This is a genomic window from Nocardia sp. NPDC055053, assembly GCF_053608285.1.
In genome coordinates, this window is sequence record NZ_JBSGVD010000057.1 from 1 (window position 1) to 21079 (window position 21079).

The following is a 21079-nucleotide window of genomic DNA, read 5'->3' on the forward strand; positions in this document are numbered from 1 at the left end:
GCAACGAGCTCTTCCACAACGGCGACGGCGTCATCACCTACGCCGAGGCCAACGCGGTGCTCCCGTTCGTCAACAACCTGTGGACCGTGACCCTGGAACGGGAAGTGTTCGTCCAGGGCCAGATTGAGTTCGACGACGTTCACTCGTGGCTCACCGAGAAAGCCGAGGGTGCGGCCGTCGGTGTGCGCGTCCAGCACATCACGGACTTGGTCGGCGGTGATGCCGCGCGCCTTCGCCACCCGCTCGACCTGGATGGCCGCGTACTCGGGCGAGATGTGCGGGTCGAGGCCGCTGCCGCTGGCCGTGACCGCGTCGGCGGGCACCGCGGCGTCGGCCGGGGCGTCACCGAGGATCGGGATGATCCGGCCGACCGAGTAGTCCTGACCCTCCTGCGCGCACTCCACGGCGACGCCGCGGAACGTGGCGAGGAACGGCTGCGCCGGGCAGAGCTCGTTGACGCTGACCACCTGCACCGGCCGGGACACGTCGCCGTCGGCATCGCGTGGCCCGATCACCGAGAGGACCGCGCCCACACCGTCTTTCGTGCAGAACTGGCGGACGCCGTCGACCCCCTCACGGTCGCCGACCTCCTTCGAGCGGGTGCACACGGTGGTGAGCAGGCTGGGACGGGCGGCGGTGTCGACGATGTCCTCCGGTCCCAGATTGCTCGCCGCGGTGGACAGCGGATCGTAGCCGTCGCCCGCGGCCGACGGGCGGCTCTGGAAGTACCGCGCCATGGCCTTGCCGTCGGCGTCGGTGAACGACTGCCCGATCAGGCTGGAGCCCACCAGTTTTCCGTCGCGCTCGATGAGCGAGCCGTCGGCCTTGTCGTTCAGCCCGGGCAGCTGCGCGACCGCGAAAACCGCGACGGGGTACACGATTCCGGTGATCACCGTCAGCACGAGCAGGGCGCGCAGGGCGGCCAGGTGCTGGCGGATCCAGGTTGACATACGCATTTCAGGACATCCCGGGGAGGAGTTGGACGAGCAGGTCGATGATCTTGATGCCGAGGAACGGCGCGATGATGCCGCCGAGGCCGTAGATCGTCAGGTTGCGGCTCAACAGCTTCGAGGCATTGCTCGGCCGGTAGTCGACACCGCGCAGCGCCAGCGGGATGAGCGCAACGATGATGATCGCGTTGAAGATGACCGCGGACAGGATCGCCGACTGCGGGCTGGCCAAGCGCATGATGTCGATCGCGTCCAAGCCGGGGAACAGCGCCACGAACAACGCGGGAATGATCGCGAAGTACTTGGCGATGTCGTTGGCGATCGAGAACGTGGTGAGCGCGCCACGGGTGATCAGCAGCTGCTTGCCGATCTCGACGATCTCGATCAGCTTGGTCGGATCCGAATCCAGATCGACCATATTGCCCGCCTCTTTGGCGGCCGAGGTGCCGGTGTTCATCGCCACACCCACGTCGGCCTGGGCCAGGGCGGGGGCGTCGTTGGTGCCGTCACCGGTCATGGCGACCAGGCGGCCGCCGTCCTGTTCGGACTTGATCAGGGCGAGCTTGTCCTCCGGCGTCGCCTCGGCGAGGAAGTCGTCGACGCCCGCTTCGTCGGCGATCGCCTTGGCGGTCAACGGGTTGTCGCCGGTGATCATCACCGTGCGGATACCCATGCGGCGCATCTCGTCGAAGCGCTCCCGCATGCCCTGCTTGACGACGTCCTTGAGATGGATGACGCCGAGCAGCCGCGGGGTGCCGTCCTTGACCTCGCCGACCACCAGCGGCGTGCCGCCCGAGGCCGAGATGCCGTCGACGATCGCCGTGGCGTCGCTGGGGACCGAACCACCCTGGGCCCGAACCCAGTCGATCACCGCACCCGCTGCCCCCTTGCGCAGCTGGTGCCCGTCGGCGAGGTTCACACCCGACATACGGGTCTGCGCGGTGAACTCCACCCAGGTGGCACCGGGCAGTTCGCCCGCGGAACGTTCCCGCTTGTTGAACGTCTGCTTGGCGAACACGACGATCGACCGCCCCTCCGGCGTCTCGTCGGCCAGGCTCGACAGCTGGGCGGCATCGGCGAGCTCGTCGTCGAGAATGCCCGGCATCGGGACGAACGCGGCCGCCTGGCGGTTGCCGAGAGTGATGGTGCCGGTCTTGTCGAGCAGCAGCGTGTTCACATCACCGGCGGCCTCCACCGCGCGACCCGACATGGCCAGCACATTGCGCTGCACGAGCCGGTCCATGCCTGCGATGCCGATGGCCGAGAGCAGCGCGCCGATGGTGGTCGGGATGAGGCAGACCAGCAGCGAAACCATCACGATGCCGGTGATGCCGTGCGCGTCCAGCGCCGAAGTATCCGGCACGCCGGGGTTGTTCGACTTGGCGAAGATCGCCAGGGGCTGCAGCGTGGTGACCGCGAAGACGAAGATGATCGTGAGCGCGGCCAGCAGGATGTTGAGCGCGATCTCGTTCGGGGTCTTCTGGCGGCTGGCGCCCTCGACGAGCGCGATCATCTTGTCGATGAAGCTGGCGCCGGGTTCCTGGGTGATCTTGACGACGATCCGGTCCGAGAGCACCGTGGTGCCACCGGTGACGGCCGAGCGGTCGCCGCCGGATTCGCGGATGACCGGGGCGGATTCGCCGGTGATGGCCGATTCGTCCACCGAGGCGATGCCTTCGACGACATCGCCGTCACCGGGGATGACCTGGCCCGCCTCGACGACGACGTGGTCACCGCGGCGCAGTTCGGTCGCGGCGACCCTTTCCTCGATGATGCGGCCGCCGGGAGTCCAGTCGGCCAAGCGGCGAGCGACGGTGTCGGTCTTGGCCTTTCGCAGGGTGTCGGCCTGGGCCTTGCCGCGCCCCTCGGCGACGGCCTCGGCCAGGTTGGCGAACACCACGGTCAGCCACAGCCACACCACGATCGCCCAGGCGAAGAAGCTCGGATCGGCGATCGCGAGGATGGTCGACCACACCGCGCCGATCTCGACGATCAGCATCACGGGGTTCTTCCACAGCGTGCGCGGATCGAGTTTGCGCAGTGCGCCGGGCAGCGAGGTGAGCAGCAGCTTCGGATCGAGGACGCCCTTCTGAACGCCCTTGGTGCGGTGCTCGGGCCGCGGCGCGGCCGGTGTTTCGAGGGTGGGACTTGTCATCTCAGTGGATTCCTTCGGCGAGCGGCCCGAGCGCGAGGGCGGGCAGGAAGGTGAGCGCGACCAGGATCACCGTCACGCCGACGACCATGCCGACGAACTGCGGCCGGTGCGTCGGCAGCGTGCCGATCGACGCGGGAGTGGTGCCCTGCTGGGCCAGGGAACCGGCCAGGGCCAGGACGAAGATGATCGGCAGGAACCGGCCGAACACCATCGCCAGGCCGAGCGCGGTATTGAACCACTCGGTGTTGCCGGTGAGTCCGGCGAAGGCGGAACCGTTGTTGTTGGCCGCGGAGGTGAAGGCGTACAGCACTTCCGAGAGACCGTGCGGGCCGCTGTTGAGCATGCTCGCCCGCTGGCCGGGCAGCGCCATCGCGATCGCGGTGCCGATCAGCACGATCAGCGGGCTCACCAGGAAATAGGAAGCGGCCAGCTTGATTTCGCGCGGCGTGATCTTCTTGCCGAGGTACTCGGGGGTGCGCCCGACCATCAGGCCCGCCACGAACACCGTGATCACGGCGAGGATCAGCATGCCGTACAGGCCGGAGCCGACACCGCCGGGCGCCACCTCGCCCAGCTGCATGTTGAACATCGTCATCAGGCCGCCGAGGCTGGTGTAGGAATCGTGGAACGAGTTCACCGCACCCGTCGAGGTGAGGGTGGTCGCGACGGCGAAGGTGGCCGAATCGGCAACGCCGAAGCGGGTTTCCACGCCCTCCATGGACGCGCCGATCGCGGTCGGCACGGTGCCGTGGTGCTGTAGCTGGAACAGGTTGGTCAGCGCGATGCCGGCCAGCGCGATCGTGCCCATCACCGCCACGATCGCGTACCCCTGCTTGGTGCTGCCGACCATCCGGCCGAAGGTGCGCGGCAGCGAGAAGGCGATCACCATCAGCAGGAAGATCTCCAGGAAGTTCGTCCAGGTGCTCGCGTTCTCGAACGGATGCGCGGAGTTGGCGTTGTAGAAGCCGCCGCCGTTGGTGCCGAGCTCCTTGATGACCTCCTGGCTGGCGACCGGGCCGCCGGTCAGCGTCTGCTCGGCGCCACCGAGGGTATGGGCGACCTGATCGTGCAGGTGAAAGTTCTGGATGACACCGCCCGCGACCAGGACGATCGCGAAGACGAACGCGATCGGCAGCAGGATGCGCAGCGTGCCGCGCACCAGGTCGACCCAGAAGTTGCCGAGTTCACCGGTGTGGCGGCGGGCGAAGCCACGCACCAGCGCCACCGCCACCGCCATGCCGACGGCCGCGGAGACGAAGTTCTGCACCGCCAGACCGGCCATCTGCACCAGGTGACCCTGGGTCGACTCACCGGAGTAGTTCTGCCAGTTCGTGTTGGTGACGAAGCTGACCGCGGTGTTCCATGCCAGCGCAGGGGTCATCTCGGTGCCGGGGTTGTTCAGGCGCAGCGGCAGCGCGCCCTGCACCAGCTGGAAGAAGAAGAGGAACAGGATCCCGACCGCCGAGAACGCCAGCACACTGCGGGCGTAGACCGGCCAGGTCTGCTCGACCTCGGGTTTCGCGCCGATGGCGCGGTAGATCAGCCGCTCGGCGCGGGAGTGCTTGTCGCTGCTGTAGACCCGGTACATGTAGTCGCCGAGCGGCACATGCACCAGGGCCAGCGTGATGACCAGGGCCGCCACGAAGACGATCCCCGCTGTTGTCGTGGTCACCTAGAACCTCTCGGGGAAGAGCAGCGCCGCGACCATGTACACGGCGACGAGGACGGCCAGAACCAGACCGACAAGGTTCGCGATCACAGCTTCTCCACTCCCCGCTGGATCACGCCCAGCAGCGCGAAGATCGCCACGGTGAGCACCGTGAACACCACGACAGACATTTCCGACCTCCTTGCGCTCCGAGGTGAAGCGCCTAGGTGAGTGAAACGCCGGATCAGGGCTCGGCGTGGTTTCCTTACGACTCCTTAGCGCCGGGCGGCACGGCCTTTGCGGAATGTTGACGCTATGCCCGGTGGCGGGTGTGAGGATGCCGTCAAGGCAGGCCGGATAGCCGTCAACACTCCGTAAAGATCGGGATCAGGCGATATTCGCGCGGATACAAAGGTGTGCACCGGCGGGCGCCGCCGGTCCCTTGCTCATGGAAAGTGAGATCGCGGTGTCTGTGGTGACCCTGGCGGTGATTTTCGGTTTCGTCGCAACGCTGCTGCTGATCCGGGTGCTCGGCCGGATCGACACTTCACACGCGCCGATGGTGACCGTCGGTGTGTTGCCGGTGCGCCCGCAGGCTCCGGAGCGTCTACACGCGATGATGGAACGGTGAAACGCGGACTGCTGCGCATCTACCTCGGTGCGGCGCCGGGTGTCGGCAAGACCTACGCGATGCTCGGCGAAGCGCATCGGCGGCTGGAACGCGGTCGCGATGTGGTCGCCGCCGTCGTGGAGACGCACGGCAGGAAGAAGACCGCCGAACTGCTCGACGGCATCGAGCGGATTCCGACGAAACTGATCGAGTACCGGGGGACCGAGCTGCCCGAGCTCGACGTCGACGCCGTGCTGGCCCGCAAGCCCGCGGTGGTGCTCGTCGACGAGCTGGCGCACACCAACGCGCCGGGCAGCGTGCATGAGAAGCGCTGGCAGGACGTCGAGCAGTTGCTCGACGCGGGCATCGACGTCATCTCGACGGTCAATGTGCAGCACCTCGAGAGCCTCAACGACGTGGTCCAGCAGATCACCGGCATCGAGCAGCGCGAGACCGTGCCCGACGCCGTCGTGCGCGCCGCCGACCAGGTGGAGCTCGTCGACCTCACGCCGGAGGCGTTGCGGCGCAGGCTCTCCCACGGCAACGTCTACGCCGCCGACAAGGTCGACGCGGCGCTGCGCAACTACTTCCGCCCCGGCAACCTGACCGCGCTGCGTGAACTCGCGCTGCTGTGGCTGGCCGACCAGGTCGACGCCGCGCTCGCCAGATACCGGGCCGACCACAAGATCACCGAGCTGTGGGAGGCCCGCGAGCGGGTGGTCGTCGCGGTGACCGGCGGCCCGGAATCGGAGACGGTCGTGCGCCGGGCCGGGCGGATCGCGTCGAAGTCCAGCGCCGATCTGGTCGTGGTGCACGTCGTGCGCGGCGACGGGCTGGCCGGGGTGTCGACCGAGCGGATGGCCAAGCTGCGCGAACTCGCCGCCGGTCTCGACGCGTCGCTGCACACCGTCACCGGCGACGACGTGCCCACCGCGCTGCTCGAGTTCGCGCGGGAAGTCAACGCCACCCAGCTGGTGCTCGGCACCTCGCGGCGATCGCGATGGGCCAGGATGCTCGACGAGGGCATCGGGTCCACCGTGGTGCAGCGGTCCGGGAAGATCGACGTGCACATGGTGACCCACGAGGAAGCCAACCGGGGCGTGCGCAGGCATTGGCTGCGGCCGCGCCGCCCGGTCACCGCGTGGCTGGCCGCGATCGTCGTTCCGGTGCTGGTGAGCGTGATCTGCGGGGTGCTCCTCGACGGCTGGCTGAAACTGGGCGGACTCAGCGCGATGTTCTTCGTCGGCGTCGTCGCGGTGGCGCTGTTCGGTGGCGTGGTGCCCGCCGGGCTGTCGGCGCTGCTGTCGGGGTTGCTGCTGAACTGGTACTTCACCGAGCCGCGCTACAGCTTCACCATCGCCGAGCCGGACAACTTCGTCACCGTGGTCGTGCTGCTCATCGTCGCGGTGGCTGTCGCCGCGCTGGTCGACGTGGCGGCCAAGCGGACCGTGCAGGCGCGCAAAGCCTCTCGCGAAGCGGAGCTGCTGACCATGTTCGCCGGTTCGGTGCTGCACGGCGCCGACCTGTCGAAGCTGCTCGAGCAGGTTCGCGAGACCTACGGGCAGCGCGCGGTGAGTGTGCAGTGCGGCGATCAGATCGTGGCCGCGGTGGGGCCGGAGCCGCCGCTGCGGCCGTCGGCGGCCGAGACCGTCATCGAGGCGGGTGACGCGCAGAGCCACCTGCTGCTGGCGGGCCGGTCGATCGACTCCACCGATCGGCCGGTGCTCACCGCGGTCGCCAATCAGGCGGTCGGGCTGGTCCGGCAGGCGAGGCTGGCCGAGGAGGCCAGCGCTGCGGCGGCGCTGCTGGAAGCCGACCGGCTGCGCCGGGCGCTGCTCTCGGCGGTCAGCCATGACCTGCGCACCCCGCTGGCCGGGGCGAAAGCGGCCGTGTCCAGCCTGCGCAGCGACGACATCGAGTTCTCGGCGGAGGACACCGGTGAGCTGCTGGAAGCGATCGAGGAGTCGGTCGACCAGCTGACGGCGCTGGTGGGCAATCTGCTGGACTCCTCGCGCCTGGCCGTCGGCGTCGTCACGCCGCAGCCGCGGCAGGTCTATATGGATGAAGCGGTGCATCGCGCGCTGGTCAGCGTCGGTATGGGTACCCGCGGGCTGCGCAGGGCGGCGATGGACCGGGTGAAGGTCGAGGTCGGGGAGGTCTCCGTCCTCGCCGACCTCGGACTGCTCGAGCGCGTGCTCGCCAATCTGATCGACAACGCGCTGCGCCACTCCGGCCACGAGACACCGGTGCGGGTCACCGCCGAACACGACGGCGACCGCGTGTCGATCGCCGTCGTCGATGTCGGACCCGGAGTTCCGGCGGGCACCGAGGAGCAGCTGTTCGAGCCTTTCCAGCGCCTCGGCGACCGGGACAACACCACCGGCGTCGGCCTCGGCCTGTCGGTGGTACGCGGCTTCGTCGAGGCGATGGGCGGCACTGTCCACGCCGAACCGACGCCCGGCGGTGGGCTGACGATGCTCGTCGACCTGCCGTCGGGTGTACCTCCGGCGCCCGACCTCACCGCCGAACCGGACGGGACTACAGAATGAACGCGCGAACATGGGTGACTCACCGGGCGAGCCTGGCCAGCAGTCCCGGAGAGGCGGAACAGTGAAGGATCAGGCTGCTGCCGCCACCAAAGTGCTGGTGGTCGACGACGAGCCACAGATCGTGCGGGCCCTGCGGATCAATCTGTCGGTCCGTGGGTACGAGGTGATCACCGCCGGCAACGGTGCGGCCGCCTTGCGCGCCGCCGCCGAGAAGCACCCCGATGTCATCGTTCTCGATCTCGGCCTGCCCGATATGGACGGCATCGAGGTGCTCGCCGGGTTGCGTGGCTGGACCTCCGCGCCGGTGCTCGTGCTCTCGGCGCGCACCGACTCCGCCGACAAGGTCGAAGCGCTCGACGCGGGCGCCGACGACTACGTCACCAAACCGTTCGGCATGGACGAGCTGCTGGCCCGGCTGCGCGCGGCGGTCCGGCGCGGGGCGACCGATGTCGACAGCGTCGACCCGGTGGTGGTCACCGACTCGTTCACCGTCGATCTGGTCGCCAAGAAGGTCACCAAGCGGGGCGAATCCGTGCATCTGACGCCCACCGAGTGGGGGATGCTCGAGATGCTGGTGCGCAATCGCGGAAAGCTGGTGGGGCGCAAGGAACTCCTGCGTGAGGTGTGGGGTCCCGCCTATGCCACCGAGACCCACTATCTGCGGGTCTATCTCGCCCAGCTGCGGCGCAAACTCGAGGACGACCCGGCCAACCCCCGGCACCTGCTGACCGAGGCTGGCATGGGGTACCGCTTCCAGGAATGAGAGGCGGCGTGTGATTTCGTGAGGACATGGGTAACTCGTCGGGGACGCCCAGGAGTCTCGCGGCACCCGACGTACGACCGGAGCGTGAGTCCGATGACATTTGACCGGACGGCCTGAATCGCGGGGAGGCGGGCATGCCAGGATCAGGGCTATGGCTGAGCAGAACGCACCCGTGACCACCGCACCGACCGAACTGTGGGTCGAGCGCACCGGAACCAGGGCCTACACCGGGCGCAGCAATCGTGGCGCGGAGGTCCTGATCGCCTCGCAGGGCGTCGAAGGCGCGTTCACCCCCGGTGAGCTGCTCAAGATCGCCCTCGCCGCCTGCACCGGCCTCAGCTCCGACCTGCCGCTCTCGCGCCGCCTCGGCGACGACTTCGACGCCACCATCCGGGTCTCCGGCGACGCCGACCGGGAGAACGAGCTGTACCCGCAGATCGACGAGGTCGTCGAACTGGATCTGTCCGAGCTGGACGAGGCCGCGCGCGAGCGACTACTGGTCACCGTGCAGCGCGCCGTCGACAAGGTGTGCACCGTGGGCCGCACCCTCAAGGCGGGCACCAAGGTGACGTTGAACTTCGACGTCGACGCATGAGCGGGCAGGCCCGGAGGCGGCAGCGGAGCGTCACCACGCAGGGACCCCGCTCATGCACATTGGATGCAGCATGAGCGAGACGGTTCGGCTGAGCGCCTGGGTGCACGGGATGGTGCAGGGGGTGGGTTTCCGCTGGTGGACCCGCTCGCGCGCACTGGAACTCGGGCTCACCGGCTTCGCTCGCAACCACAGTGACGGCCGGGTGCACGTTGTGGCCGAAGGGCCGCGAACGGCGGGCGAGAAGCTGCTGGAGCTGCTACGGTCCGGCCATGCACCTGGCCGGGTGGACCTGGTTGTGGAAAGCTGGGAGCCCGCGCGGGGCGACATGACGGGATTCGAGGAGCGCTAGTGGTGACTTCGGGGGCTAGGGGGCGGCAGCGGTGAGCACACAGAACCCTGGTCCGCCCGATCAACCTGGTGAGCCCCCGAACGGTGGCTCCGGGCAGTCGCCGTGGCAGCCACCGGATCCCGGTGCGGGCTGGCCGCCGATGCCACAGGAGCCGCCCGCCGCGCCGGGACCCGAGTCCTCGCGGCCGGGCCGGATGGCCAGGCAGGAACCCGGCGTGACCCAGCCGCGCCCGCCGACGGTCGGCGAGGCACGGGCCCGCGACAAGGCGCGCAAGCAGGCCGAGCAGGCCCAGCGCGCGGCGGCCGAGGCCGCGGAAGCCAAGCGGCGCACCAGGAAACGCGTGATGATCGGCGGTGTCGCCATCGTCGGTGTCGCCGCGCTGGTCGGCGGTGGCTACCTGGCCTACCGGGCGGTCACGGCGCCGGACCAGGTGACCGCCTCGTGCGTGCAGATCGACCAGAACGGCAACGAAGTCGTCGTCCCGGACGACAACTGCGGCGAGGGCAAGTCCAACTTCCGCAGCGACACCAGTCACGGCGGCGGTGGCAGCCTGATCCTGCTCGGCTGGCCGCAGTACCGGTATCACTACGGCGGCACGCCTACCATCGGCAAGCCGCCGGTCGGCGGCAGTTCGGTGAAACCGCGCAACGCGACCATCACCACCAAGAGCGGCACCACGATCCAGCGCGGCGGGCTCGGCAGCAAGTCGACCGGCGGGAGCGGGTCCTAGTGCGGCGGGTGGTGCGTACGCCGCGACCGGGCTGGCAGCAGATCATCGAGAGCCAGGGCCTGGTCTACGGCGCACCCGGCCGCGACGCCAGCGGGCAGCCGCGACCGTACTGGGACGAATCGGTGCACTACGAGTTCTCGATGGACGAGATCCTCGCGCTGGAAGCCGATGTGGAACTGCTGCAGTCGATGTGCCTGCACGCGGCCGAGCACGTGGTACTCACCGAGCGCTACGCCGATTTCGGTCTGCCGGAATGGAGCTGGGGGCCGATCGCCGAATCCTGGCGCCGCAGTGACCCGTACGTGTACGGCCGCTTCGATCTGCGCTACGACGCGCGCCGTCCGGCCAAGCTGCTCGAGTACAACGCCGACACCCCGACCTCGCTGCTCGAGGCCGCGATCATCCAGTGGCACTGGTTGCAGCAGGTGTATCCCGGTGGCGACCAATGGAATTCGCTGCACGAGAAGCTGGTGGAACGCTGGACCGAGCTGCGCAAGGTGCTGCCCGGCACCGAGCTGCACTTCACCTGGTCGGGCGCCGACGCGACCGGCGAGGACAACGTGACCACCGCCTACATGCAGGAGACGGCGGCCGAGGCGGGCTTCGACACGGTCGCGCTGCCGATCGAGGAGATCGGTTACGACACCGAACTGCACCGGTTCGTCGATCTGGCCGAGGCGCCGATCGACGCGGCCTTCAAGCTGTATCCGTGGGAGTGGATCCTCGACGACGACTTCGGCAAGCGCGTGGTCGAGAGCCTGCCCGCCACGGCCTGGATCGAACCGCTGTGGACGACGCTGCTCAGCAACAAGGCGCTGCTCGCGGTCCTGTGGGAGATGTACCCCGGCCACCCGAACCTGCTGCCCGCCTACCTCGACAGCCCGCACGAGCTCACCGAATACATCCGCAAACCCAAGCTCGGCCGCGAGGGCGCCAACATGACCATCGTCGGACCCGGCATGGAGACCGCGACCGGCGGCGTCTACGGCGCCGAGGGTTTCGTCTACCAATTGCTCGACCCGCTCCCGGAATTCGACGGCATGCGCCCGGTGCTGGGCGCCTGGGTCGTCGGCGACACGGCGGCGGGCCTCGGTATCCGCGAGACGGCAGGCCTGATCACCGATGACGGTGCCGCGTTCGTCCCGCACCGCATCGTCGACTGACCCGTGACCCCCCACCCTTGTTCGAAAGGACCACGATGACCGCCCTCGCCCTGGAATCGGGTTATTGGAGTGCGCTCGGTGAAGGCGTCGGCGCCATCATCCTGTACTGCCTGATCGGCCTGGCGCTGATGCTGATCGGCTTCTTCGCCATCGACCTGACCACGCCGGGCAAGCTGCGCGACCTGGTGGTCGCCGGCAAGCCCAACGCGCTGATCGTGTCCGCGGCGGGCATGGTGAGCATGGCGTTCATCGTCGTGTTCGCCGTGCTGGCCACCGGCGGCGTCAACAAGCTCTCGGAAGGGCTGATCGCCGCGGTCGTCTACGGCCTGGTCGGCATCGTGGCGCAGGTGATCTCGGTGCGGGTGATCGAGAAGGTCACCGGCATCGACATCGGCCGCACGCTGCACGCCGACACCTACACCCCCGAGGTGCTGGTGGTCGCCGCCGCGCACTTCGCGCTCGGTCTCGTGGTGGCCTTCGCCATCCTCTGACCCGCCGCGCGCGGGTTGACATTACACAGTGGAGGGTGGAGGCTGGAGTCCAGTACTCCACTGTGGTTGGTGAACGAGAGGATGTCGGCATGGACATCACCCCCGGCACACGCGCGTCCGATGCCGAGCGCAACGCGATCGTCGCCCAGCTGGGCACCCACCTGGCCGACGGGCGTCTCGATCTGGCCGAGTACGACCAGCGCGTCGCCAAGGTCTACGCGACCACCACGCGCGACGATCTCGCCGTGGTGCTGTCCGACCTGCCGCCGCTGACGAAGCAGGCCACCGCACCCGCCGAGCGTCAACCCGGCAAGCGAATCCCGGTCTGGCAGCGCATCGAGGCGGGCAGCTGGCTCGGCGTCAGCGTGATCGTGCTGGTCATCTGGGGTCTGATCTCGCTGACCGCGGGCGAGCTCACCTATTTCTGGCCGATGTGGGTCATCGGCCCGTGGGGCGCGGTCCTGCTGTTCCGCGTGATCACCGGCTGGGAAGCGACGCCGGGCACCCAGACCCACCTGCGCCAACTGCAGAAGCAGATGAAGCACATCGACCCGCACCACCCCCACAACCTGCACTGACCCCGGTCGCGAGCACGGAACGTCGGCTCGCGACCGATCAGCTACCCCTGCTCTCGTGAAAGTTTTGCCGCGTTTTCCGCTAGTCTCTCGTGAGCACATGGGTAACTCACCGGGTACCGGCTACCTGAGCGACCCCACCACCGCCGGCCGCGTGCCTTGTCCTCCCGCGCCCAGGTCTGGCCCGAATCGCGGAGAGGCGGCACAGCGTGCATTTGAAAAGCTTGACGTTGAAGGGTTTCAAGTCCTTCGCGTCCGCGACCACGCTGCGCTTCGAACCGGGGATCACCTGCGTCGTCGGGCCGAACGGGTCCGGCAAATCGAACGTCGTCGACGCCCTCACCTGGGTCATGGGTGAGCAGGGTGCCAAGGCGTTGCGGGGTGGCAAGATGCAGGACGTCATCTTCGCCGGCACCACCGGGCGCGCGGCGCTCGGGCGCGCCGAGGTGACGCTGACGATCGACAATTCCGACGGCGCGCTGCCGATCGACTACGCCGAGGTGTCGATCACCCGGCGGATGTTCCGTGACGGCGCGGGCGAGTACGAGATCAACGGCAGCAGCTGCCGGCTGATGGATGTGCAGGAACTGCTGTCGGACTCCGGTATCGGGCGCGAAATGCACGTCATCGTCGGTCAGGGCCAGCTCTCGGCGATTCTGGAGTCCCGGCCGGAGGATCGGCGCGCGTTCGTCGAAGAGGCCGCGGGTGTGCTCAAGCATCGCAGGCGCAAGGAGAAGGCGGTCCGCAAGCTCGACGCGATGCAGGCCAACCTCGCCCGGCTCACCGACCTCACCACCGAGCTGCGCCGCCAGCTCAAGCCGCTCGGCAGGCAGGCCGAGGTGGCGCGGCGCGCGCAGACCGTGCAGGCCGACCTGCGCGACGCGCGGCTGCGGCTGGCCGCGGACGACCTGGTGACCCGCCGCCACGAGCTGGAATCCCAGCTCAGCAAGGAGGCCTACGCCCGCGAGCAGCAGATCACCGTGCAGTCCGAGCTCGACGCCGCCAATGCCGCACTCGCCCAGCAGGAGTTCCAGCTGTCGCGGCTGAGCCCCAGCGCCGAGGCGGCCGCGCAGACCTGGTTCCAGCTCTCGGCGCTGGCCGAGCGGGTCAATGCCACCATCCGCATCGCCGGCGACCGGGCCAGGCACCTGCACACCGAGGCCCCCGTCGGCACCGGCCGCGACCCCGACCAGCTCGAGGCCGAGGCCGACCGGATCGAGGCCGAGGAAGCCGAACTGCGCTACGCGGTGGAGATGGCCACCGAAACACTCGAAGCCGCCCGGGAGGCACTCGCCGATCGCGAGTACGCGGCCAAGGCCGCCGAGCAGGCGCATCTGGCGGCCGTGCGCGCCATCGCCGACCGCCGCGAAGGCCTGGCCCGGCTCTCCGGCCAGGTCGAGAACCTGCGCACCAGATCCCAATCCGTCGACGCCGAGATCGCCCGCCTGTCGGTCGCGATCGCCGATGCCCGCCACCGCGGCGAGGCCGCCCAGGTCGAATACGACTCGGTGCAGGACGAACTCGGTGAACTCGACGCGGGGGAGAAGGGGCTCGACGCCCAGCACGAACACGCCGTCGCCGCCCTGGAACTGGCCGACGAGCGCGTGCGCGAACTGCGTGAACAGGACCGCGAGGCGAGCAAACTGGTCGCCCGGCTCGGCGCCCGCATCGAAGCGCTCGGGATGAACCTGGCCCGCAAGGACGGCGCGGCCTGGCTGCTCGAACACGGCGTCTCCGGACTCGGTGACCGGCTGTCGGCGCAGTTGCGCGTCGACGGCGGTTTCGAGGCCGCGGTCGCCGCGCTGCTCGGCCCGCTGGCCGACGCGATCACCGCCGACACCTCCACCGCCGCCGGCGCGGCCGTGCGCGAACTGCGTTCCGGCGACGGCGGCCGGGTCGCCTTCGTCTTCGCCACCGCCGGGCTGGTCCCCGCCGAGCGGGGCACCCTGCCCGCGGGCGCGCGCTGGCTCGCCGAGGTCATCGACGGCGCCGAGCCGGTGCGTCCTGCCCTCGCCGCGCTCACCGCGGGCGTGGTGGTCGTCGACGATCTGGCCGCCGCCACCGAGCTCGTCACGCTGCGTCCCGAACTGCGCGTGGTCACCCGCGACGGCGATCTGGCCGGTTCGGGCTGGATCGTCGGCGGTTCGGAGCGGATGCCGAGTCAGCTCGAGGTGCAGGCCGAGATCGACTCCGCCACAGCCGAATTGGCGTCGGCCCAGCGCAGGGCCGAAGAACTGGAAGCGGCGCTGGCCGGTGCGCTGGCCGAGCAGACCGACCGCAAGGACGCCGCCGACCACGCGCTGATGGCGCTGCACGAATCCGATCAGGCGCTGCTGGCCATCTACGACCGGCTCGCGCGCGTCGGCCAGACCGCCCGCGCGGCGCAGACCGCGGGCGAGCGGCACGCCGCCCAGCGCGCCGAGGCCGAATCCGCGCGGGAGAAGTCCCTGGCCTCCCTGGCCGAACTCGAGGACCGGCTGCGGCACGCCGAGATGGAACACGACGGCGACGACGACAGCTACGGCGCCGCGGGCACCGAGACCGCGGGCCGCGAACGCGAGGAAGCCGCCGCCGCGCTCGCCGAGGCACGCACCATGGAGGTCGAGGCCCGCCTTGCCGTGCGCACCGCCGAGGAACGCGCGGAATCGGTGCGCGGCAAAGCGGATTCGCTGCGCCGGGCCGCCCGCGCCGAACGCGAGGCAAGGGCCCGCGCCGAACGCGCGCAGGCCGCCCGCCGCCAGGCCGCCGCCGTCGCCGCCGCGGTCGCCGAATCGGGCGCCAAGATCGCGCACGAGCTCGAGCAGGTCGTGGCCGCCGCCGCGGCGCGCCGGGACGAGCTGGTCCGGCGGCGCGGGGAATGCGCCGCCGCGCTGGAGCAGGTGAAGGAACGGGCACGGGCGCTGACCACCCAGCTGGCCCAGCTCACCGACGCGGTGCACCGCGACGAGGTCGCCAAAGCCCAGGCGGCCCTGCGCATCGAACAGCTCGAGACCACCATCTCCGAACAGTTCGGCATCGCCCTGGCCGATCTCGTCGCCGAGTACGGACCCGATGTCCCGCTGCCGCCCTCGGCGCTGGAACTGCAGGAGTACGAGGACGCCAAGGAACGCGGCGAGCAGGTCAGCGCGCCGCAGCCGATGCCCTACGACCGGGCGTCCCAGGAGCGCCGCGCCAAACGCGCCGAGAGGGACCTCACCACGCTCGGCAAGGTGAATCCCCTCGCGCTGGAAGAGTTCGCGGCGCTCGAGGAACGCTACAACTTCCTCGCCACCCAGCTCGAGGACGTCAAGAACGCGCGCAAGGATCTGCTCGATGTGGTCGCCGAGGTCGACGCCCGCATCCTGCAGGTGTTCACCGAGGCCTACGCCGATGTGGAGCGCGAATTCGTCGGCGTCTTCGCCAAGCTGTTCCCCGGTGGTGAGGGCAGGCTGGTGCTCACCGACCCCTCCGACATGCTCACCACCGGTATCGAGGTGGAGGCCAGGCCGCCGGGCAAGAAAGTCAAGCGGCTGTCTTTGCTTTCCGGTGGCGAGAAGTCGCTGACCGCGGTCGCGTTGCTGGTCAGCATCTTCCGGGCCAGGCCGTCGCCGTTCTATGTGATGGACGAGGTCGAGGCGGCGCTGGACGACACCAACCTGCGCAGGCTCATCGGGCTGTTCGAGCAGCTGCGGGAGAAGAGCCAGCTGATCGTCATCACCCACCAGAAGCCGACCATGGAGATCGCCGACGCGCTCTACGGCGTGAGCATGCGCGGCGACGGCATCACCCAGGTGATCTCGCAGCGGTTGAACCGGGCCGAGGTGGCCGATACCGATCCGGTGGGCGCGCCCGCATAGCAGTCCCACTGTGCGGGATTGTGAAACTGCGATACGTTTCATTGGCCCGGTCCGCTGTTAGCGTGCGATAGATGAAACGTGTTACTGCATCGCTCGTCGTCGCGGCCGCTCTGCTCGCTCCGCTGCCCGCCGCGGGCGCCGATACCGGGTCGTCGTCCCTGTCCGGCGGCGGCTCGTCCTCGCTGTCGGGCAACAAGTCCGAGCTGCCGCCCTACACGCAGTGGATCGGCGAGATCACCCCGGTCGTGGCCGAGGCGAAGACCTATCTCGCGGGCAGGCTGCCCGGCGCGACCCGGCCCGCGATCGTGTTCGACATCGACAACACGACGCTGGAGACCTCCTACAACACCGGCCTGATCATCCCGGCGATCCAGCCGGTGCTCGCCCTGGCGACCTGGGCGAAACAGAACGGCGCCGCGATCATCTTCGTCACCGGCAGGCCCGCCCTGGTCAACGCCTACTCACAGGCGAACCTGACCTCGGTCGGGTACCCGGTGGACGCGCTGTACGGCAGCGCGCCGACCACGCTGTCGGCGGGCAATGCCGGTCTGGCCGAGTACAAGACCGCGAGCCGGGCCGATATCGAGAGCAAGGGCTACACGATCGTCGCCAATATCGGCAACAGCCCGACGGACCTGTCCGGGGGGCACGCCGAGCGCACCTTCAAGTTCCCGGACTACAACGGCGCACTGAACTGAGCCGCGCGGTGCGGCCCACCGGCGTCGGGTAGACCAGGATCTACGCGGTGCCGGGGGCGCATCGACCCCGGCACCGCGCGGGTGCGGGAGGTCCCCCGCGTTGCCGCTGGGCATCGACTCGGCATCGCGCGCGTGCAGGACGACCCGGCGCTGCCGCTGGGCATCGACTCGGCACCGCGCGCGTGCAGGAAGACGATGCGCGCGCTGCCGCTGAGCACCAGATCGTCACTCAGGGTGTCTGCGGTGCTCGGCCGGAGCCGAGCCACCGGGTGTGGTCGCCACGAGGGCCGCCGCGATCCCGATGGCGAGCGCCGCGATCGTGGCGGTCGCGGTCCAGCCGAACCACGCGACCGCGGCTGCCCCGAAGGCGGTGCCGAGGCTGCCGCCCACGAAGTACACCAGCATGTAGACGCTGTTGAAGCGAGCGGGCGACGCCGCGTCGATGGCGAGTACGGTGCTTTGATTCGCGACCTGGGCGGCGAAGAGACCGGCGTCGAACAGCACGAGGCAGGCCAGCGTCCCCACGGTGCTGGTGAGCGTGCCGCCGGCGACGATCGCGGCGGACCCGGCCAGGGCGAGGCCGATCAGGATGACCCGCCGCGGTCCGACCCGATCGGTCCACGCGCCCGCGATCCGCGTCGCCGCGATGCCGGAGAGCCCGGCCAGGGCGTACAGGCCGATCCGTTCCGCCGAGTACGACAACGGTGGCTCGGCGAGCGCGACCGCGAGTCCGCTCCACACCGCGCAGAACGCGAAGAACCACAGCGCGCCGCGGATCGCCGCGATCCGCAGCGTGGCGTGGCGCGTCACCAGGCCAGGGAGGGAGCGCAGCGTCGCGAGATAGCCGCGGTCGGTGGTACCCCGGTCGGCAGGCAGCACGGCCAGGCAACCGAGCGCGACGCACGCGCAGGCCCCGGCGACCACGAGTTGCATTCCGCGCCAGCCGATCTCGTCGGTGAGCCACCCGCCGACGATGCGCCCGGCCAGGATCCCGGCCGAGATCCCCGCGGTGACGATGCCGAGGATCGTCGCGCGCCGCCGCGGTGGCGCGAGCCTGCCCGCCACCGAACTGAGACCGGCGCCCACCGCCGAACACGCGCCGACGACCCCGATCACCAGCCCCAGCTGCCACGCGCTGCCGACCGCCGCGCACGCCGCCGACGCCACCGACAGCACCCCGAATTGGATCGCGAACAGCCGCGCTGGCGAGTAGCGGTCGGCCAGCGGAACGAGGAGACCGAGCCCGACCAGGTACCCGACCGGCCCGCAGGCCAGCGCGAATCCGACGGCGGCGATCGACGCGCCGACGGAGTCCGCGACCGCCGCGATCGCGGGCTGCAGCGGGTAGATGGCCGCGGTCCCCAGGGCCGCTGCCAGCGACATGAACAGCACGACGGAGCCACGCAGCGCCGTTCCGGTGGGCATCGTGGCGACAGATTCAGCATTCACACCGACCGACGGTAAGAAGCAGGCGCACCGGTCGCTGGCGGGATCCCGACACCACCGTCGCTGCCCGCCGACCGGGTCGTGCGGTGCGGCGGAAGGCGCGGCGGATCGCCCCGCGGGCCCGCCCGGCGTACCGGGATCGCCCGGCGTACCGGGATCGCCCGGCGGGCCCGCCTGGCCCAGAGGGCCGGCCCGGCACAGAGGGGAGGCCCGGCGGGTTCACCCGGCCCCGCGGCGCGACACGCTCGGAGGGCGGATCGGAGGTCAGGCAGCCGGTGCCGACTCGTCGAGGCGAGTCAGGATCTTCTCGGCGCCGCCGCGGGTCAGCCACTCGGGCAGGCTCGTGAGCTGGGGATACAGCTGTCGCAGGGCGGGCAGGTCGGCGTGCCAGCCGCCGGTCTCGCGGATCAGGCGCCAGGTGTTGCCGAGCTGCGGACCGATCGCTTCGGCTTCGGCTTCGGTGACTTCGCGGTAGTGGATCGGGCGGCCGGTGGCCGCGCTGATGGCGGCTGCGGCGTCGACGGGGGTGATCGCGTCGCTCGCCAGTTCCAGGGCGCGGCCGTGCCAGCCGTCGGGGTCGGCGAAGGCGAGGGCGGCGAACGCGCCGATGTCGTCGAGGGCGATCATCTGCAGTGGCCGGTCGGCCGGGAACAGGTGCGGGTGCTCGCCGCCGGCGCGGACCCCGTCGACGGGGGAGCCCTGCAGCAGGTAGTTCTCCATGAAGCGCACCGGGCGCAGCAGTGTGTAGCGCAGGCTCGAGGCGGCGATCGCGTCCTCGATCTGCCGCTTGCCCTCCTGACCCCACGAGTCGGCCGCGCCCATGGTGGCGATGCCGGAGAAGACGATCTGCTCGACGCCTGCCGCGCGGGCCGCGTCGACCATCGCGATGCCACGCTGGGCCTCCAGACCTGCTGTCCAGCCGCTTGGTCCGTAATCGGCTGGGGGAATGAGGAATACGGCACGCGCGCCGGTCGCCGCCGCACGGAGCGAGGCAGGGTCGTCGAAATCGCCTGTCGCCAGTTCGGCGCCCGCGTCGGCCAGGGCGCGGGCCGACGGAGCGGCGGGGTCGCGGACGAGGGCGCGTACCGGGTGACCGTCGGCGAGCAGCGTCCTGGCGGTGACGCCGCCCTGCTTACCGGTCGCGCCGGTGATCAGAACGGGATGTGCTGATGACATTGCGGATGAGCTCCGTTTCGTTCCCTACAATCGGGTCGGGCGACCCGTATTCCGGACGGTACGGGCGGTTCGACCCGGTTGGCCAGGTGTGGTGCAGGGAAGGCGTAACGAAATGACCGTCGACAACGGCGTCGAACCCGCGATCAGAGCGGATGCCAGGCGCAACCGGGCCCTCGTCCTCGCCGCGGCCCAGCGTGCGCTGGCCGAGCGGGGAACCACCGTCTCACTGGCCGAGGTCGCCCGCCGCGCCGGTGTCGGCGCGGGCACCGTCCACCGGCATTTCCCCACGAAAACCGATCTTTTGGAAGCGGTGATGCAACAGCGGGTCGACAGCCTGGCAGCGCTGGCCGCCGACCACCTCGCCGACCCCGACCCCGGTGCGGCCTTCTTCGCCCTGTGCACCCACGTCATCGTCACGACGCCCGGCAACAAAGACCTCTGCGACCTGGTGCAATCCGACGACGGCTGGCCGCGCGCCCTCCTGCGCGGGGCGGGTAACCGCTTCCACCGCGCCCTCGGCGCACTGCTCGCCGCCGCCCAACGTCAGGGCGCGGTCCGCCCCGATGTCGGCATCACCGATGTTCTCGACATCTTCACGGGATGTGTTGCGATCCAACGACATCGGCGCGCCGAAGACCCCATGGCGCCCGCGGTCGTGCTCATCCTCGATGCCTTGCGAACCCGTCCGTCACCCGTAACGGAACCCGCGAAAGCCGACCGTGACGAAACCCGTCGCCGTGACGAAACTCCGCCACCGCGCTGCCCCGTCTGCGCCGGACCCGTTCACCGGTCCACCACCGGCAGACCCGCCCGCTACTGCTCCCCGGCCTGCCGCCAAAAGGCCCACCGCAGGCGCCGCCCTTAGCTACAACAGGTCGCTGACGTCGTCCGGGACATCTACGGCGTACTTGCGCAGGATGTCCATGGAGATGACCTCCAGGGCGTTCTCGTGTGTCGCGGCCAGCACCACCGGTGCGGCGACCCCGTCCTCGTGCGCGTGCAACCAGCGCACCGCCACCACGCACCAGCGGTCGCCCGGCTGCAGGCCGGGGAAGTTGTTCTCCGGCCGCGGAGTGCTGAGGTCGTTGCCGATGGAAGCCTGATGCTCCAGGAATTCCGCCGTCACGACGGTGCACACGGTGTGGCTGCCGAGATCCTCCGGACCGGTGCTGCAGCAGCCGTCCCGGTAGAAGCCCGTGAGAGGATCGGTGCCGCACTCTTCCAGCGGCCCCCCAAGCACGTTTCGATCGGTCACGCCGCCGATCCTATGGGGCGAGCGCCAGAAGTTCCGCAGGACAACGAATCTGTAGTGTTTCCCCGGCGCGCCGACGGGCCCTTTCCGCAG

General features: G+C 69.8%; 18 protein-coding genes and 1 pseudogene. 12 read left to right on the top strand and 7 right to left on the bottom strand.

Annotated elements, in window-relative coordinates:
- Positions 1 to 98: 98 nt before the first annotated feature.
- From ACWF82_RS32420 to ACWF82_RS32435, 4 genes and pseudogenes are all read right to left on the bottom strand, one after another.
- Positions 99 to 956 (bottom strand): annotated as a pseudogene (locus ACWF82_RS32420) (potassium-transporting ATPase subunit C); the annotation flags it as partial.
- A 1-nt stretch (position 957) separates the two neighbouring features.
- Positions 958 to 3105: a potassium-transporting ATPase subunit KdpB gene (kdpB, locus tag ACWF82_RS32425; protein WP_452507392.1), complete on the bottom strand. Its 2148-nt coding sequence runs from the start codon at positions 3103 to 3105 to the stop codon at positions 958 to 960.
- A gap of 1 nt (position 3106) precedes the next feature.
- Positions 3107 to 4777 (bottom strand): potassium-transporting ATPase subunit KdpA, encoded by a 1671-nt coding sequence (gene kdpA, locus ACWF82_RS32430; protein ID WP_452507393.1) that lies wholly within the window; start codon positions 4775 to 4777, stop codon positions 3107 to 3109.
- A complete protein-coding gene (locus tag ACWF82_RS32435) occupies positions 4778 to 4864 on the bottom strand; it encodes a potassium-transporting ATPase subunit F (protein WP_218719288.1) in 87 nt (28 codons plus the stop codon).
- 355 nt (positions 4865 to 5219) lie between these two features.
- On the opposite strand from ACWF82_RS32435, the gene ACWF82_RS32440 reads away from it, so the two are divergent.
- The 11 genes from ACWF82_RS32440 (at position 5220) to ACWF82_RS32490 (ending at position 17112) form a co-directional block, all read left to right on the top strand.
- The gene (locus ACWF82_RS32440) at positions 5220 to 5384 is read left to right on the top strand and encodes a hypothetical protein (RefSeq protein WP_452507394.1); all 165 of its coding nucleotides are present in this window, start codon (positions 5220 to 5222) and stop codon (positions 5382 to 5384) included.
- Positions 5381 to 7912 (top strand): ATP-binding protein, encoded by a 2532-nt coding sequence (locus tag ACWF82_RS32445; RefSeq protein ID WP_452507395.1) that lies wholly within the window; start codon positions 5381 to 5383, stop codon positions 7910 to 7912. The genes ACWF82_RS32440 and ACWF82_RS32445 overlap by 4 nt, the downstream gene beginning before the upstream one ends.
- A gap of 91 nt (positions 7913 to 8003) precedes the next feature.
- Positions 8004 to 8675 carry a response regulator gene (locus tag ACWF82_RS32450; protein ID WP_452507409.1) on the top strand — a complete coding sequence of 224 codons (672 nt, stop codon included), beginning with the start codon at positions 8004 to 8006 and terminating at the stop codon, positions 8673 to 8675.
- A gap of 151 nt (positions 8676 to 8826) precedes the next feature.
- Positions 8827 to 9270, top strand: coding sequence for an OsmC family protein (locus ACWF82_RS32455; protein ID WP_452507396.1), 444 nt, complete (start codon positions 8827 to 8829; stop codon positions 9268 to 9270).
- A 70-nt stretch (positions 9271 to 9340) separates the two neighbouring features.
- Positions 9341 to 9619 carry an acylphosphatase gene (locus ACWF82_RS32460; protein ID WP_452507397.1) on the top strand — a complete coding sequence of 93 codons (279 nt, stop codon included), beginning with the start codon at positions 9341 to 9343 and terminating at the stop codon, positions 9617 to 9619.
- Positions 9620 to 9812: 193 nt separating this feature from the next.
- Entirely contained in the window at positions 9813 to 10349 is a 537-nt protein-coding gene (locus ACWF82_RS32465) for a hypothetical protein (protein WP_452507410.1), read from the top strand.
- The gene (locus ACWF82_RS32470; protein WP_452507398.1) at positions 10349 to 11512 is read left to right on the top strand and encodes a glutathionylspermidine synthase family protein; all 1164 of its coding nucleotides are present in this window, start codon (positions 10349 to 10351) and stop codon (positions 11510 to 11512) included. The genes ACWF82_RS32465 and ACWF82_RS32470 overlap by 1 nt, the downstream gene beginning before the upstream one ends.
- A 35-nt stretch (positions 11513 to 11547) precedes the next feature.
- Positions 11548 to 12003, top strand: coding sequence for a DUF350 domain-containing protein (locus tag ACWF82_RS32475; RefSeq protein ID WP_232999929.1), 456 nt, complete (start codon positions 11548 to 11550; stop codon positions 12001 to 12003).
- Between the two features lie 89 nt (positions 12004 to 12092).
- Entirely contained in the window at positions 12093 to 12581 is a 489-nt protein-coding gene (locus tag ACWF82_RS32480) for a DUF1707 SHOCT-like domain-containing protein (protein ID WP_452507399.1), read from the top strand.
- Positions 12582 to 12787: 206 nt separating this feature from the next.
- Entirely contained in the window at positions 12788 to 16414 is a 3627-nt protein-coding gene (gene smc, locus ACWF82_RS32485) for a chromosome segregation protein SMC (protein ID WP_452507400.1), read from the top strand.
- A gap of 71 nt (positions 16415 to 16485) precedes the next feature.
- Positions 16486 to 17112: an HAD family acid phosphatase gene (locus ACWF82_RS32490; RefSeq protein ID WP_452507401.1), complete on the top strand. Its 627-nt coding sequence runs from the start codon at positions 16486 to 16488 to the stop codon at positions 17110 to 17112.
- A gap of 225 nt (positions 17113 to 17337) precedes the next feature.
- On the opposite strand, the gene ACWF82_RS32495 is transcribed toward ACWF82_RS32490, so the two are convergent.
- Positions 17338 to 18561, bottom strand: a complete 1224-nt coding sequence (locus ACWF82_RS32495; RefSeq protein WP_452507402.1) for an MFS transporter — start codon at positions 18559 to 18561, stop codon at positions 17338 to 17340.
- Between the two features lie 261 nt (positions 18562 to 18822).
- Entirely contained in the window at positions 18823 to 19734 is a 912-nt protein-coding gene (locus ACWF82_RS32500) for an NmrA/HSCARG family protein (RefSeq protein ID WP_452507403.1), read from the bottom strand.
- A 112-nt stretch (positions 19735 to 19846) separates the two neighbouring features.
- Here ACWF82_RS32500 and ACWF82_RS32505 point away from each other — a divergent pair, with 112 nt between their 5' ends.
- Positions 19847 to 20599 (top strand): TetR/AcrR family transcriptional regulator, encoded by a 753-nt coding sequence (locus tag ACWF82_RS32505; protein WP_452507404.1) that lies wholly within the window; start codon positions 19847 to 19849, stop codon positions 20597 to 20599.
- Here ACWF82_RS32505 and ACWF82_RS32510 read toward each other — a convergent pair whose 3' ends face one another.
- The gene (locus ACWF82_RS32510; protein WP_019048221.1) at positions 20600 to 20989 is read right to left on the bottom strand and encodes a DUF2237 family protein; all 390 of its coding nucleotides are present in this window, start codon (positions 20987 to 20989) and stop codon (positions 20600 to 20602) included.
- Positions 20990 to 21079: the final 90 nt, after the last annotated feature.